The organism is Arthrobacter sp. E44 (assembly GCF_041877125.1).
GTDB lineage: Bacteria > Actinomycetota > Actinomycetes > Actinomycetales > Micrococcaceae > Arthrobacter.
Window position 1 is genome coordinate 56,913 of sequence record NZ_JBHDJA010000011.1, and the last position, 14,572, is coordinate 71,484.

Annotated in this window: 14 protein-coding genes; 8 read left to right on the forward strand and 6 right to left on the reverse strand. The window is 66.3% G+C overall.

The features are described from left to right. Positions 1-12 precede the first annotated feature (12 nt). Both ACETK3_RS11585 and ACETK3_RS11590 read left to right on the forward strand, forming a co-directional pair. Positions 13-312, forward strand: coding sequence for an SHOCT domain-containing protein (locus ACETK3_RS11585; protein ID WP_373992923.1), 300 nt, complete (start codon positions 13-15; stop codon positions 310-312). Positions 313-381: 69 nt separating this feature from the next. Further along, entirely contained in the window at positions 382-969 is a 588-nt protein-coding gene (locus tag ACETK3_RS11590) for a hypothetical protein (protein ID WP_373992924.1), read from the forward strand. A gap of 60 nt (positions 970-1,029) precedes the next feature. Here the strand turns inward: ACETK3_RS11590 and ACETK3_RS11595 are convergent, their stop codons facing one another. Both ACETK3_RS11595 and ACETK3_RS11600 read right to left on the reverse strand, forming a co-directional pair. After that, entirely contained in the window at positions 1,030-1,728 is a 699-nt protein-coding gene (locus tag ACETK3_RS11595) for an ABC transporter ATP-binding protein (RefSeq protein WP_373992925.1), read from the reverse strand. 29 nt (positions 1,729-1,757) lie between these two features. Then, on the reverse strand, positions 1,758-2,861 hold the full coding sequence (locus ACETK3_RS11600) for an ABC transporter permease (protein ID WP_373992926.1): 1,104 nt from the start codon (positions 2,859-2,861) through the stop codon (positions 1,758-1,760). Positions 2,862-3,027: 166 nt separating this feature from the next. On the opposite strand from ACETK3_RS11600, the gene ACETK3_RS11605 reads away from it, so the two are divergent. The 4 genes from ACETK3_RS11605 to ACETK3_RS11620 all read left to right on the forward strand — a co-directional run bounded on the left by ACETK3_RS11605 (position 3,028) and on the right by ACETK3_RS11620 (position 7,058). Next, complete coding sequence (locus ACETK3_RS11605) at positions 3,028-4,344, forward strand: sensor histidine kinase (RefSeq protein ID WP_373992927.1); 1,317 nt, start codon at positions 3,028-3,030, stop codon at positions 4,342-4,344. Beyond that, a complete protein-coding gene (locus ACETK3_RS11610; RefSeq protein ID WP_236820548.1) occupies positions 4,341-5,000 on the forward strand; it encodes a response regulator transcription factor in 660 nt (219 codons plus the stop codon). The genes ACETK3_RS11605 and ACETK3_RS11610 overlap by 4 nt, the downstream gene beginning before the upstream one ends. Positions 5,001-5,156: 156 nt before the next feature. Further along, positions 5,157-6,770, forward strand: a complete 1,614-nt coding sequence (locus tag ACETK3_RS11615; RefSeq protein ID WP_373992928.1) for an AMP-binding protein — start codon at positions 5,157-5,159, stop codon at positions 6,768-6,770. Positions 6,771-6,872: 102 nt separating this feature from the next. Beyond that, positions 6,873-7,058 (forward strand): hypothetical protein, encoded by a 186-nt coding sequence (locus ACETK3_RS11620; protein WP_236799748.1) that lies wholly within the window; start codon positions 6,873-6,875, stop codon positions 7,056-7,058. Between the two features lie 188 nt (positions 7,059-7,246). On the opposite strand, the gene ACETK3_RS11625 is transcribed toward ACETK3_RS11620, so the two are convergent. Both ACETK3_RS11625 and ACETK3_RS11630 read right to left on the reverse strand, forming a co-directional pair. Continuing rightward, the gene (locus ACETK3_RS11625; protein WP_373992929.1) at positions 7,247-7,546 is read right to left on the reverse strand and encodes an antibiotic biosynthesis monooxygenase; all 300 of its coding nucleotides are present in this window, start codon (positions 7,544-7,546) and stop codon (positions 7,247-7,249) included. A 36-nt stretch (positions 7,547-7,582) separates the two neighbouring features. Then, positions 7,583-8,101 carry a GNAT family N-acetyltransferase gene (locus tag ACETK3_RS11630; protein WP_236799746.1) on the reverse strand — a complete coding sequence of 173 codons (519 nt, stop codon included), beginning with the start codon at positions 8,099-8,101 and terminating at the stop codon, positions 7,583-7,585. A 170-nt stretch (positions 8,102-8,271) separates the two neighbouring features. On the opposite strand from ACETK3_RS11630, the gene ACETK3_RS11635 reads away from it, so the two are divergent. Then, a complete protein-coding gene (locus ACETK3_RS11635; RefSeq protein WP_373992930.1) occupies positions 8,272-9,471 on the forward strand; it encodes an ATP-binding protein in 1,200 nt (399 codons plus the stop codon). A gap of 69 nt (positions 9,472-9,540) precedes the next feature. Here the strand turns inward: ACETK3_RS11635 and katG are convergent, their stop codons facing one another. Beyond that, a complete protein-coding gene (katG, locus tag ACETK3_RS11640) occupies positions 9,541-11,835 on the reverse strand; it encodes a catalase/peroxidase HPI (protein ID WP_373992931.1) in 2,295 nt (764 codons plus the stop codon). Positions 11,836-12,162: 327 nt separating this feature from the next. Between katG and ACETK3_RS11645 the strand changes: the two genes are divergently transcribed. Further along, positions 12,163-13,254 (forward strand): SDR family oxidoreductase, encoded by a 1,092-nt coding sequence (locus tag ACETK3_RS11645; RefSeq protein WP_237429002.1) that lies wholly within the window; start codon positions 12,163-12,165, stop codon positions 13,252-13,254. On the opposite strand, the gene ACETK3_RS11650 is transcribed toward ACETK3_RS11645, so the two are convergent. Beyond that, positions 13,208-14,443: an MFS transporter gene (locus tag ACETK3_RS11650; RefSeq protein ID WP_236799742.1), complete on the reverse strand. Its 1,236-nt coding sequence runs from the start codon at positions 14,441-14,443 to the stop codon at positions 13,208-13,210. The genes ACETK3_RS11645 and ACETK3_RS11650 overlap by 47 nt on opposite strands. Positions 14,444-14,572 lie beyond the last annotated feature (129 nt).

The following is a 14,572-nucleotide window of genomic DNA, read 5'->3' on the forward strand; positions in this document are numbered from 1 at the left end:
AGAAGAGAGACGATGGGACTGCTTCGAGGCGTGGTGCGTACCGCTGTCGTTGCCGGGACAGCTTCGGCAGTCAGCGGCAGGGTCCAGCGCTGGCAGGCTGAGAAATTCGCGGACAAGGATGCCGGGATCGCTGCCAAACAGCAGGCGATGTATGAGGCCCAGATGGCATCGGCCCAGCCCACCGCCGCTGCTGCAACCGGAATTTCCACTGAAGCCCTCGAGCGACTCAAGGAACTCGGGGCACTGAAGGAGCAGGGCATCCTCAGCGAACAGGAGTTCGAGGCGCAGAAGGCAAAGATCCTGGGGAGCTGACGCTGCGTCACATCAGGTGGCGGTATCTCGTGTAGCGTGCAGGGAGATCACCAGCCTGAGGGGCAGCGCTTGACCATCCTGACCGTTCAAAGACCAGCACCACCGTTGACTTTGTTCTGGAAGCTCACCATCACCCTTGCCGCGATTGTCGGCACAGGCACCTGCGTGGTCCTGGGGTTCATCTACGTACACTTCTTCGTCGGAGTCCCCGGGACCGTCGAAGTCCTTGAGCGGCAATTGACCAAGCAGGATGCGGTCCACGCCATCCAGGACGACGAAGGGGATGCCGAAATTAGGGAGAGCAGGTTCCTTGCCTCTTACGAGTCGACGTCCTACTACGCAGCGCCTGGCATCGATCCTGGCGTAGCGTGCTTGGTGGTGAAGTCTCCCTGGGACGACGAAAGGTCCTACTGGGAAATGTGCCATGAGGTCCGTGACGGCCGGGACGTCCTGGTGGGGATCCAGGATCCCGACAGGAGGGACGTCCTCTTCGTGCCTGACCAGTTCGACCACGCACCGCTGGAACGGGACGGGTGGGTGACGCTGCACCGCAACCTTTTGATCCGGCCCCTGACTGAAGCACCGCAACCAGAGGAACCATCGACCAGCAGCGCTCTACAGCAGGGGACCCGGCAGGGACAGGCAATCCTTATCTGAACCGGAAGCCTTCTGGTGGCTGGCACCCAGCCCACGTGGAGTCTCCCCCTTCGGGCAAAATCACGCTCCCGCCGGGACCGGCACCGTGAGCCTGCCGTCCCGCATGGTGGCCACAACGTCGGTCAGCGGCACGAACTCGGTGTCATGGGTGACCATTACCGTCGCCACCGAAAACTCCGTGGTCACGTCCCGCAGGAGGGCGATGATCGAAGCACTGCGCTCATGGTCCAGCGCGGCCGTCGGCTCATCCACCAGCAGCACCTTCGGACTGCCCATGAGTGCCCGGGCGATGTTCACGCGCTGGCGCTGGCCGCCGGAGAGCTGGTGCGGCAGCTTCCGGGCGCTGGCGGATAGCCCGACGACGTCCAGCAGTTGGCCCGCCCGGACCCTGGCCGCTTTGGCGGGCCTTCCGCGAAGGTGGTCGCTGATGATGAGCTGTTCGACGGCGGTGAGCGAGGGCAGCAGGTTGGGTTGCTGGAAGATGATGCCCACCTTTCCCCGCCGCAGGGCCGTGAGCTCCTTGTCCTTGAGCACGGAAGTATCGGTGCCGTCGATGATGACCTGGCCGCTGGTGGGGCGCACCAGGGTGGCGGCTGTGGCCAGGAGGCTGGACTTCCCGGACCCCGAGGGGCCCACGAGCGCAACGAACTGCCCGGCTTCCGCGGTGAGACCCACCCGGTCCAGGGCGGTGGTGGTGCCGCCGCCATCGGGATATTCGAGGGTGACGTTGGCCAGGGTGAGGGGAACAGGAGTGGTCATGACGGGTTTCCTTTCGGGGAGTGATGGGGTTAGTTGCCGCCGAGCGCCAGGAGCGCATCGACCTTGGTGACGCTGCGGACGGCCAGTGCTGCGGCGGCCAGGCCCAGGGCAACGATCCCGACGACGGGAAGCACCGTGGTGCCCGCGTTCAGTTGGAACGGGGCGGCCTGCGCGGCAAAGAAGCCGCCGGCAACGCCAACAGCTCCGCCGACGGCTGCCCCCGCCACCAGGATGATGGCGGCCTGGGTCATGGCGTCCCGGAGGATGTAGGAGCTGGGCGCGCCCATGGCTTTCAGGACGGCGATGTCACGGGTCCGCTGGATGGTCCAGACGGTCAGGAAGGCCACGATCACCAGAGCGGAGATTCCATAAAGGAAGGCCTGCATCAGGGTGAGGGAACCGTTTTCGCTCTTGAAGGAGCCCAGTGCCTGGAAGGATCCGGTGCGGGACTGACTCACCGTGTGAGCCGCGGCGTTCCCGGCGGCCTCATCCACTCTGGCTCCGTCCGCATAGGTGATGGCGACAACGGTAGCCGGCTGGCCGCCGTCGGACACGTGCGCCGCCTTGGCCCACGCCGGCAGCGCCGTCCATACGACGCTGGTGTGCGCGTACCACTGGTCCGGCACCACGGCGGCCACGGAAAGCTCCACGCCGCCCAGGGACACCTTGTCCCCCTGGCCCACCGACAGCGCCTCCGCTACCGAGGCACCCACAGCGGCCGTCCCGGCGGACACCTCCACGGGCGCCAGCGGACTGCCGGGCGATACGCCGAACACCGCCACGTTCGCAGTGCCTGACGCGTCCGCCGACTGCGCCCGGGTCTGGGTGATGCCCAGCGGCTCGGCGGACTTGACGCCGGGCTGGTCCTTCCAGCTGTCCACCTGGGCAGCCGTCACGGAGCTTTCCGTATAGGACGCGGTCGGTGAGCCGGAACCCGGGGCGCCAAAGGCGATGGCGTCCACCGGCTTGGCGGCTGATGCGCCAAGCTGCCCGATGGCGGACGTCGACTGCTCGGCGAGCCCCGCGGTCAGCCCGGACAGCATGACCAGCAGGAGGGTGATCAGGGCTACGACGCCGCCCATCATGGCGAACCGGCCTTTGGCGAAGCGGATATCGCGGATTGCCAGGAACACGTTGTTTCTTCTCTCAGCAGGGGTGGTTTGTTCTGTCCTTCCACTCTCCCGGGGGCACCCCGCGCGGGCATCGCGGGGATGGTTGATTGGCGGGAATGGAAGGGTTGAGCTGCGAGTCAACCTTTCGGTTGATTCCCGCTTGGACCTCCCGGCATAAGCTGGTGAGATGCCTGCCACGCCCCCGCCGCCAACATCGGAGACGGCCCGGTCCGGCGGATTCCTGGGCGCACTGGAGAACGCATCGTCGGCGGCCATCCTTCGGGTCCTGCGGGTCACCCTGCACACCGGGTTCGCCGTCCTGCTGGCCGTGGGTTTGGTGCGGATGCTGATGGCCGGAGGTTCGCTGCGCTGGGTGTGGGCGGGCGCTGCCGTCGTCCTCGCTGCCGTCTACCTGACCGGCACGGTCCTGGAAAAGCGGCACGCGGAAGACCGGATCACGTTCAACCCCGGCCGCTACGGCCTGCTGTGGCTGGGGTTGGTAACGGCACTCTGGGCGTTCCTGCTCGCCGGAAGTGCTGACTTCGCCTGGCTCGCCTTTCCCATCTTTTTCCTGCACCTGCACCTGCTGCCGCGGCGGCCCGCGCTGCTGACTATTGGGTTGATGACGGTGGCGGTGATCGCTTCCCAGTGGGCCGTCAGCGGTGCCCCGGTGCCGCATGCCGCGGCTGTTGTGGGGCCCGTGCTGGGGGCCATCTTCTCGGTGATCACCGGCCTGGCCTACGCGGCTTTGTACCGCGAAGCCGAGAACCAGCGGCGCGCGGCGGACGAATTGCGCCGCACGCGGGAGGAGCTGGCGCGTTCCCAGCATGAAGCGGGCGTGCTGGCGGAGCGGGCGCGGCTGGCCCGGGAAATCCACGACACCCTGGCGCAGGGCCTGTCCAGCATCGTGCTGCTGGGGCGGGCGGCGGAACAGTCGCTCGCGGACGGTGATGCCGCCACGGCCTCTGGCCGGCTGGCGCTGGTGCAGCAGACCGCGGCGGACAACCTGGACGAGGCGCGCAGCTTTGTCCGCGGCCTGTCCTCGCCCCAGCTTGAAGGCAGCTCGCTGTTGGGGGCCCTGCGCCGGCTCTGTGACAAGACCGAGGCTGCCGCGTCAGCTTCCGGGGCGGCGCTGCACTGCCGGCTGGAGGTGGACGGCGAGCCGCAGGAGCTGCCCCAGTCCGTCCGCGTCACCTTGCTGCGCGCGGCGCAGGCGAGCCTGGCGAACGTCCGCCAACACGCCCGGGCCGCCACCGCCGTCGTCAGCGTCGCCTTCCTGGGCAGCGAGGTGACCATGGACATTTACGACGACGGCGCGGGCTTTGACCCGTCAGCTCCGGCAAGTGCCTCGGGCGCAGCCGACGGCAGCGGATACGGACTGCGCTCGCTGAGGGAGCGCATCGCGGCGCTGAACGGCTCGCTGGCCGTGGAATCGGCGCCGGGCGAGGGCACGGTGGTGGCCATCCGGCTGCCCTTGGCGGAACTGCCTGTGGAGGAACAGTGAGCGACGTGCGCGTCCTGCTGGTGGACGACCATCCCGTGGTCCGCGCCGGACTGCGCGCTGTGCTCACGGGCTTTGACGGCATCTCGATTGCCGCGGAAGCAGCTGACGGCAAGGCGGCCCTGAAGGAGCTGGCACGGCTCACGGCCCTGGGCGAGGCGCCCGACGTTGTCCTCATGGACCTGCAAATGGGGGAGGGGATGGACGGTGTCACAGCCACTGCCGAGATCCGGAAGCTCGCCGTGCCGCCGCCGGTGCTCATCCTCACCACCTATGACACCGATGCGGACATCCTCGCGGCCGTTGAGGCCGGGGCGAGCGGCTACATGCTGAAGGATGCCCTGCCGGAACAGCTGCGGCAGGCAGTCCTGCAGGCCGCTGCCGGTGGCACCGTGCTGGCCCCCCGCGCTGCCGCGTTGCTGATGGACCGGATCAGCAACCCGGGCACCTCCCTGACCCCGCGCGAAGTGCAGCTGCTGGAGCTGCTGGCCACCGGCCTGTCCAACCGGGCCATCGCCAAGCAGGTCTTCATCTCGGAGGCCACCGTGAAAACGCACCTGGTGCACATTTACGGGAAGCTCGGCGTGGACAACCGGACCGCTGCCATCGCCGCGGCCACCCAGCGGCGGATCATCCGGCCGCCCGGCGCCAAGGGCTGACTGTCGATAGGTCGCGACGGCGGGGCCTGGCACCCTGCCGCGTCCCGCCGTCGTCCATCACCTGGGTGGCGCGCACGGCTCTACCCTGCAGTAGGTTTATGTCACTGCCCTTCAGGTGCCATTGCCCGTCAGGTCTCACTGTTCAAAGGAGAACGAATGTCCCGTCCGGTTCCACCCGTTGATGCCCTTCTTGCCACCTATGGTGCGGCAGACGCCTGCGGGGCCGACCTCCTGTGCGACAGCCATGACCCCAGCGCCGTCGCCTTCACCGTGGTTGCAGCCGATCTCACCGCGGAGGACATTACTTACGGCGAGCTCCGGGAGCGCTCGGAGCGGGGGGCCGCCGCCCTGGCGGAGCTGGGGATAGGTCCGGGCGACGCGGTGGCCACCCTGATGGGAAAGTCCGCGGACCTTGTGGTCATGCTCCTTGCCATTTGGCGGCGCGGAGCCGTCCACGTCCCACTGTTCACGGCATTCGCGTGGCCGGCCATCGAACTCCGCCTCACAGCTTCCGGCGCAAAGGCCGTAATCACCGACGCCGACCAGCGGGTGAAGATCCAGGAGACCGCGGCCGCAGTCGTGGTTGTAGGTGCAGAAGCAGGCCAGCCGGACCTGGCACTCACGCCGCTCCTGGCCAGGCAGCAGCCGGGTATCGCCTCCGAGGCTGTGGGTGGTGACGGTGCACTGGTGCTGATCTTTACGTCCGGAACCACGGGCGCCCCCAAGGGGGTACCGGTGCCGGTCAGGGCGTTGGCGGCGTTCCGCCAGTACGTCGAACTGGGCCTGGACGTCAGTGAAGAGGATGTTTTCTGGAACGCCGCAGACCCCGGTTGGGCGTACGGCCTGTACTACGGCATCCTCGGGCCCATGGCGGCGGGGCGGCGCAACCTCCTGCTGCATGCCGGATTCTCCCCGGAACTCAGCTTCAAAGTGTTGGAGGCATTTTCCGTCACCAACTTCGCGGCGGCTCCCACGGTGTACCGCACCATGCGCGCGAAAACCGAGCCCGGAACGGGCCCTTTCGGCCTTCGGCGTGCCTCGTCCGCCGGCGAACCGCTGACCCCGGAGGTGATCAGCTGGGCGCGGGAGGTACTGGGTGTTCCGGTGCGGGACCACTACGGACAGACCGAACACGGGATGATGATCATCAACGCCTGGCATGACGACGTACGGACAGAGCTGAGGCCGGGTTCCATGGGCCGGCCCCTCCCTGGATGGAGCTGCGCGGTGCTCAAGGACAACGCGGATGAACCGGCTGCGCCGGGTGAACTGGGCCGGGTTGCCGTCAACGTGGCCGAAAGTCCCATGATGTGGTTTAAGGGGTACCAGGACGCGCCGAAGAAGACCGCCGAAAGGTTCAGTCCGGACGGCAGGTGTTACCTGACCGGCGACGCGGGCATGGTGGACCAGGACGGCTTCTATTTCTTCTCCTCCCGGGATGACGACGTGATCATCATGGCCGGCTACCGGATCGGCCCGTTCGATGTGGAGAGTGTCCTGGCCACCCATCCGGCGGTCCTGGAAACTGCCGTGGTAGGTGCCCCGGACGAACTGCGCGGCGAAGTACTGGAGGCCTACGTGGTCCTGGCGGAGGGAACCACGGGCAGTGATGCCCTGGTGGCCGAGCTCCAGACAATGGTCAAGACGCAGTTCGCCGCGCATGCCTATCCGCGCCGCATTCACTTTGTAAAGGACCTGCCAAAGACGCCGTCGGGCAAGCTGCAACGCTACATCCTGAGGCAGCAGCGGGCCTCGGAGCTCGGCAAGTAGCAGGACAGGAAGGAACGACGGCGGGCAGAAACTTCCGGCCCGTCCGGAGCCTTTTGCTTTGGGGCCTGTTAGCGTGGAGGCCCAGCCACAGAAGGAGGAGCGATGACCATCAATTCACCTGATTCACTGCCCGAAGACGAGCCGCAGGAGGGCGCGGCAGCGGGCAAAGGCAATGCCGACGGCGGGATCCCCGGTGGGAAGGACGGCATCGGGATTTCCGATGGCGCCGCGCCGAACACTTTTGAACCTGAAGAGGACCCGGACGCTGCGGCCGATCCCGCCGACTAGCGGCGCGAAAATGACGGCTCAAGGTTGGATCAAGATTCGCCCAAGGTGTGGGGTTTTGGTCCAGGCCCAACCTACTGGCCGGTAATTTTTAATTGCTTCCACGTCAGTTCCCCGGCAGGAAGCATTAGGAGCCCCCGCGCTGGAGCTAGACTCGCGCGGGGGCTCCCCCCAAAACTGTTGCTTTGGTTTTAGTTGGCGAATTTCACCGGATTGAAGTGCTCAACCACCGGAAACGGCTCGTAGAAGCGGTGCAGCAGCGTGCGCCACTGCTGGTATTCGGGAGAATCGCGGAAACCTACCGTGTGGTCCTCCAACGACTCCCATTCGACGAGGAGCAAATAGGTGTTGGGGGTTTCGACTGATCGGGACAGGGACAGCGAGACGAAGCCCGGCATGGAAGCAATGATGGGGCGGGCCTGCTTAAAAGCGGCTTCAAATTCCTCTTCCCGGCCCGCAACGACAGGCAGAAGCGCATGTTCAGTGATCACCGGCCAAGTCTGGCAGATGGGCGCGCCCACGCCCCGCTAATCGGTGCTGATCCAGTACCGGCGCTTGCCGTTGCGGGTGTCCTCGTACTGGCCGCCGTTCTTCTCGATGGTTGCCCGGGAGCCGGCGTTGTCCTCATCGCAGGTCAGCAGGACTCGCTCGATCCCCAGCGCCCGTGCCAGGGGAAGTGCGTCAGCCAGCGCCTTTGCGGCGTGGCCGCGGCGTCTCGCCGAGGGCCTGACGCTGTAGCCGATGTGCCCGCCTTCGTTGAGGAGGTAATGGTTCAACTCATGCCTGATGGCGAGGGATCCAACGAAAGTGCCGCCGTCGACCATCCAAAGGTAGGTGCAGGGCACGTAACCCGGCTTCCGCTCAGTCTCCGGCAGGGCATCTTTGACCAGGGCGTCGACGAAGCGGGCAAACACGCGCGGATCCTTGAGTTCTTCCAGCGACCAATCTTCGGCGCCTGCTCCGTCCAGGTGGGCTCCTTGAAACTCCGCCGTTCCCTCCAGCCAGGAGGAGTGGAGGGCAGGGTCCGGGACGATGAGTTGAGCCATCCCAGAATCCTATGCCGCCGCTGGGGAACACTTGTTGCCGGGAGACGATGCCCCGGCGCCACCTGCTCGCGGACGTTGCCCATGGCCGGTACTATCGGCCCGGGACCCATTTCGCGGTCAGGAAGGGGGGACGATTAGTGGGCGGCACTCACTCAACAACGGCGGCTCTGATGGAACCGGTTGGGCGGGACGGGTTACTGCGGGACTACGGCTTGGCCACCCGGATCGACGAGGCCCCGCTGGTCAACGCTCCTGAACTGTCCGGCGAGCCCCTTGAGAATCTCGTCGAGCTCGCCACCAGACTCTGCGGCATGCCGTACGGGGTGATCAACGTTGTCACGTCCGACGAGCAGCGCCAGGTGGCCGCCGTCGGAATTGATGCCGGTATTTGTTCCCGGCAGGACTCCATGTGCTCCAAGGTCTTCCTTTCGGGGGAGGCCACCGTGGTTCCGGATGCCTCCATTGATCCGCGCTTCGCGGCTAACCCGTTTGTGACCGGGGAGATCGCCGCCGTCCGGTTCTATGCGTCCGTGCCGCTGGAGACGGCGTCTGGGTTCGTCATCGGGTCCTTGTGCGTCTTCTCCAATTCGAGTGCCTCGCTCAGCGATGAACAGCAGGAAATGCTGGAAATCCTGGCCCGCCAGGCGGTGCAGCTGCTCGAACTCCAGCGGCGCACCCTGCAGTTGAACAGCGCCCTTGAAGAACTGCGGGAAAGCAACGCCAAGCTGGCGGAATTTGCCGGGCGCGTCAGCCATGACCTGCGCAGCCCCCTCACCACCATTCTGGGTTACGTGGAGTTGGGCGAAGACGATGTGGAAAGCGACCACCCCGCTGCAGAATACCTTCAACTCATCGGCGCCAGCGGCAACAGGATGCTGGCCATGCTGGAGGACGTACTGCACTACTCACGCATGGGCGGAGGCCTTCAGCGCCAGCGTGTTTCCCTGCAGGAAGTAGCGTCCGAAGTGGCCGGCGATCTGGGCCTGTCCTATGGGGCCGACGGTGTCCTGGACAGCGAGGACTTGAAGCTCCATGTGGACCATGGCCAGCTGCGCATCCTGCTGCAGAACCTGGTAGCCAATGCCGTGAATTACCAGAGCCCCGACCGGGACCTCAAGGTGCGGATCAGCGGGATCTCGAACTATCACGGAGCCACTGTCCTGGTGGCGGACAACGGCAAGGGCATAGCGCCGGCGGACAGGCAGCGGGTACTGGAACCTTTGGTCCGGCTGCACCGGGAAGGGGATGGGCAGGGATCCGGCCTTGGCCTGGCCATCTGCCGCCGCATAGTCGAAGCACACGGCGGTGAGCTGACGCTTAAGGAGACCCCGGGCGGGGGAACCACCGCGGTGATCAGCTTCCCCGGCTGACCAGTTTGGGATTTTAACTAGTCCGGGCCGGCCGCAGAGTGCGGCCGGCCCGGAGCTGCGTCAAACGGATTAGTCCAGGTCGAAGCGGTCCAGCTCCATGACCTTGGTCCAGGCAGCCACAAAGTCGTTCACGAACTTCTCCCGGGCGTCCTCGCTCGCGTACACCTCAGCCAGTGCGCGCAACTGCGAGTTGGAACCGAAGACCAGGTCCACGGGGGTGGCGGTCCACTTCAGCTCACCGGTGGCAACGTCGGTGATGTCGTAGACGTTTTCCTCCGACTCGGAGGCTTTCCACTTGGTGCCCGGCGAGAGCAGGTTGACGAAGAAGTCGTTCGTCAGGACCTGCGGCTGGTCCGTGAGCACGCCATGGTTGGAGCCGCCCACGTTGGTGCCCAGCGCACGCATGCCGCCCAGCAGTACCGTCATCTCCGGTGCCGAGAGGTCCAGCATGTACGCCTTGTCCAGCAGGAGGGTTTCCGGCGGAAGCTTCAGCCCGGGGCGCAGGTAGTTGCGGAACCCGTCGGCGCGCGGCTGAAGGTACTGGAAGGATTCGACGTCGGTCTGCTCCTGTGCTGCGTCCGTGCGGCCCGGACGGAACGGCACCGTGACGGGGAACCCGGCGTCGGCTGCTGCCTTTTCCACGGCGGCGGCGCCGCCCAGCACGATCAGGTCCGCGAGGGAAACCTTCTTGCCGCCGGACTGTGCCGCGTTGAATTCCTCCTGCACCCGCTCGAGCACCGGAAGTACAGCAGCCAGCTGCTCCGGCTCGTGTGCCTCCCAGCTGCGCTGCGGCTCCAGACGGATCCGCGCCCCGTTGGCACCGCCGCGCCGGTCCGTCTTGCGGTAGGTCGCCGCGGATGCCCAGGCCGTGCCGGCCAGCTGCGGGACGGTCAGGCCGGAGTCGAGGAGTTTCGCCTTCAGCTGGGCGATGTCCTGCTCGTCGATCAGGTCATGGTCGACGGCGGGAACGGGGTCCTGCCACAGCTGCGGTTCCGGAACCCACGGGCCCAGCATGTGCGGGCCAACGGGGCCCATGTCGCGGTGCAGCAGCTTGTACCAGGCCTTGGCGAAGGCCAGTGCGAATTCGTCCGGGTTTTCCAGGAAGCGCCGGCCGATCTTCTCGTAGGTGGGGTCGAAGCGCAGCGACAGGTCTGTGGTCAGCATCGTGGGGCGGTGCTTTTTGTTGGGGTCGTGCGCGTCCGGGATGATTTCGGGGCCGTCCTTGGCAACCCACTGGTGGGCGCCGCCGGGGCTCTTGACCAGTTCCCACTCGTACTCGAACAGGATCTCCAGGAAGCGGTTGCTCCACTGAGTAGGAACGTCCGTCCAGGTGACCTCCAGGCCGGAGGTGATGGTGTCGCCGCCCTTGCCGCTGCCGTAGGTGCTGAGCCAGCCAAGGCCCTGCGCCTCAAGGTTGGCGCCCTCAGGCTCGGGGCCCACGTGCGCATCGGCGGGGCCGGCGCCGTGGGTCTTGCCGAAGGTGTGGCCGCCGGCGATCAGCGCAAAGGTCTCCTCGTCATTCATCGCCATTCGCTTGAAGGTCTCGCGGATGAAGGCCGCGGCGGCCACTGGGTCCGGGTTGCCCATGGGGCCTTCGGGGTTGACGTAGATGAGGCCCATCTCGGTGGAACCCACCTCTTCGGACATCTGGCCTTCGCCGACGTACCGCTCATCGCCGAGCCACGCGTCCTCAGGTCCCCAGAAGATCTGCTCCGGCTCCCAGACGTCCTCGCGGCCAAAGGCGAAGCCGAACGTCTTGAAGCCCATTGACTCCAGGGCAACGTTGCCCGCGAGGACCAGCAGGTCGGCCCAGGAGAGCTTCTGGCCGTACTTCTGCTTGACCGGCCACAGCAGCCGCCGGGCCTTGTCCAGGTTGGCGTTGTCCGGCCAGCTGTTCAGCGGCGCGAACCGCTGGCTGCCGTCCCCTGCGCCGCCGCGGCCGTCATGGACACGGTAGGTGCCGGCGGCATGCCAGCTCATGCGGATCATCAGGCCGCCGTAATGGCCGAAGTCCGCCGGCCACCAGTCCTGGGAGGTGGTGAGGACCTCAGTGATGTCCCGCTTCAGTGCGTCAACGTCGAGCTTCTGGAATTCCTCGCGGTAGCTGAACGAGGGGCCCAGCGGGTTGCTTGCCTGGCCGTGGGTGTGCAGGACGGAGAGGTCCAGCTGGTTGGGCCACCAGTCCTGGTTGGTCCGCGGGCGGTGCCCCTTGGGCTGCGGGGAATCGATCGCCGGGTTTTCACTCTCACTGCCCTGGGCGGTGGCACTGCCATGGGCCACCGGGCACCCGCCCTCAACCTTCTGGTCCAGGCCCTGGGCGCTCCCGGGAGTGGGGACCGGAGGATGGTCTTGGGGTTCGGTCATGTGCTTTTTCCTTCCGTTGGGCCGAGGCCGCGGTTGGACTCGGGCAGCCGGTGCAACCCTCCTATTTGAACATGGACCTGTGACAGCGCAAGTCACGCCTACGCCATGGGTGAAACCGCTGGTCATCGTCCCCGCGGAACCCACCTGGCAAAGACACTTGTGAAGCTGTTGGCGGGCAGGGAAGGAATATCCGTCGGACGCTGCGGCTTGTCGCCAGTGGGCTGTCTTTGCCCCATGTCCCGGCGTGACGCAGCGCGCGGGCCTCCGCCAGAGCGTGAGGCCGTGCTGACGCGCGGACACACCAGCACCTAAACCAAGAGGAGCACTATGACCATCGGATCAGGAACAGCAGCGGGCAGCGGCCGGACAGCCCTGGTAGTAGGGGCCACCGGTATTGCAGGCTCCGCCCTGGTGGACACCTTGGTTGGTGAAGGCTGGGAGGTCCTCGCTTTGTCCCGCAGGCCCGGGCCGGAGCGCTCCGGTGTCAGGTGGCTTTCCGCGGACCTGACCTCAGCTGACTCCCTGGCAGCTGTGCTTGGCCCGGAGAACCCCTCCCACGTCTTCTTCACCGCCTGGTCTCGGCGCGCCACTGAGGAGGAGAACATCGCCGTCAACGCCGGCATGCTGCGGGATCTACTCGCGGCACTGCGGGGCAAGAAGGTGGCGCACGTTGCCTTGATGACCGGCCTCAAGCACTACCTCGGACCCTTCGAGGCGTACGCCGCCGGTGAAATGCCGGACACGCCGTTCCACGAGGAGGAGCCACGGCTTCCGGTGCGGAACTTCTACTACGCGCAGGAAGATGAGTTGTGGGCCGCGGCGGAGGAACAGGAATTCACCTGGTCCGTGCACCGCGCCCACACCGTTATTGGGCACGCCGTGGGCAATGCGATGAACATGGGCCTGACGCTCGCCGCGCAGGCCACCCTGTGCCGGGACAGCGGGCAGCCGTTCGTCTTCCCGGGATCCGAAACCCAGTGGAACGGGCTCACCGACATGACGGACGCGGGCCTGCTTGCCGAGCACATGCTCTGGGCCGCCACCACTCCCGCGGCCGCCAATGAGGCCTTCAACATCGTCAACGGAGATGTGTTCCGCTGGCGCTGGATGTGGCCCCAGCTCGCCGCCTACTTCGGAGTGGAGTGGGAGGGATACCAGGGGGAGCCCCGTCCGCTCGAAGGGTCCATGGCGGGGCGGGAGGACCAGTGGCGGCGGATTGCCGCGGAGAACAACCTTCGTGAACCTGACCTGGACCGGGTGGCGTCCTGGTGGCACACCGATGGCGACCTGGGGCGGAACATCGAGGTGGTGACGGACATGGGCAAGAGCAGGGATGCAGGCTTTACGGGCTACCGGCGGACGCTGGACGCCTTTACCTCACTGTTTGACCGCTACCGCGCCGAGAATCTGATTCCTTGATCACCCGGTCGCGGCCGGCCAGCAGGCCCATCAATGCCAGCACCGCCATGGCGCCGGCGGTGGCGAGCAGTGGAAGCGTCCACTCCGCAGTGGCGTCGTGGAGTGCGCCGAACACCACAGGCCCCGCGGCGCCAAGCGCGTAGCCCACGGATTGGGCCATGCCGGACAGCGATGCTGCCTGCGGGTGGTTCACGGTCCGAAGGCTGAAGAGCGACAGGGCAATGACGATGAGGCTCCCGCACCCCAAAGCACCCAGGACAACCCACAGCAGGATGAGTTCCGGCGCCAGGGCCAGCCCGAGGAAGGTCACGAACACCAACATCCCGCTGGCAAAGGAAACTAGCCGTTGGTCTGATCCCCGGTGCAGGACACCGCCCGTCCCCAGGCTGGCGAACACGCTGATCAGCAGGAAAACGGATAGGTGCAGGCCGGCAGTGGTGGCGGGGATCCCACGGCTTTGCTCGATGGTGGGCAACCAGGCCATGAGGACGTAGAAGGCAATGGACTGCAGCCCCATGAAGGCGGTCACCTGCCAGCCCAGGGCTGAACCCCAGGGCGACCGGTAGGCGGCGTCGGGCTTTCCCGATTGCCGCGTGCCTGCCGTGTGCCGGCGAAGCCAGGGCAGGAGCACCGCCATGGCAATGAGGGCCAGCCCCGCCCAGACCCCCAGGGCGAGCCGCCATCCTGCCGGGGAGGTCTGTGCCACGGGTACGACGACGGCGGCCCCCACCGCTGCGAAGGCGGCCTGGGCAGCGGTGTAGCTTCCGGTGACCTGGCTGACCCGCAACGGAAAGTCGCGTTTAACGAGGGAGGGCACCAGGACATTGAGGAAGGCAATGGCCACGCCGATCAGGATTGTGCCGGCCCAAATAAAGCCGGGCACGGGCAAAGAGCGAAGCACGATGCCCGAAGCGAGGATCAGCAAGGACACCCACATTGCCCGGTCCAGTCCCAGGCGTGAAGCGAATCCGGGGGCCCATGGCGAGAAGACCGCGAAGGCGATAAGCGGGAGCCCGGTGAGGAAACCTGCTGCGGCACTGGACAGGCCAAGATCGCTGCTGATATTGACCAGGACCGGCCCCACGCTGACAAAGGACACCCGAAGGTTGACGGCGATGAGCAGGACGCCGATGAAGGCCATTCCGAATCTCGCAGTGCGGTGTGGGGCGTTTTGTGTGGCGGCAGGCATCGTTGGTTCTTCCATCATTCGGTGAGGTGGCGCGTTCTTGGCGCCCTTTCAGTTCTCTCCCACTGACGTACCCACCGGCGGCCCTGAATCTCCCCGGGCCGATGAATACGCCGTGGGAGAACTGCCGTT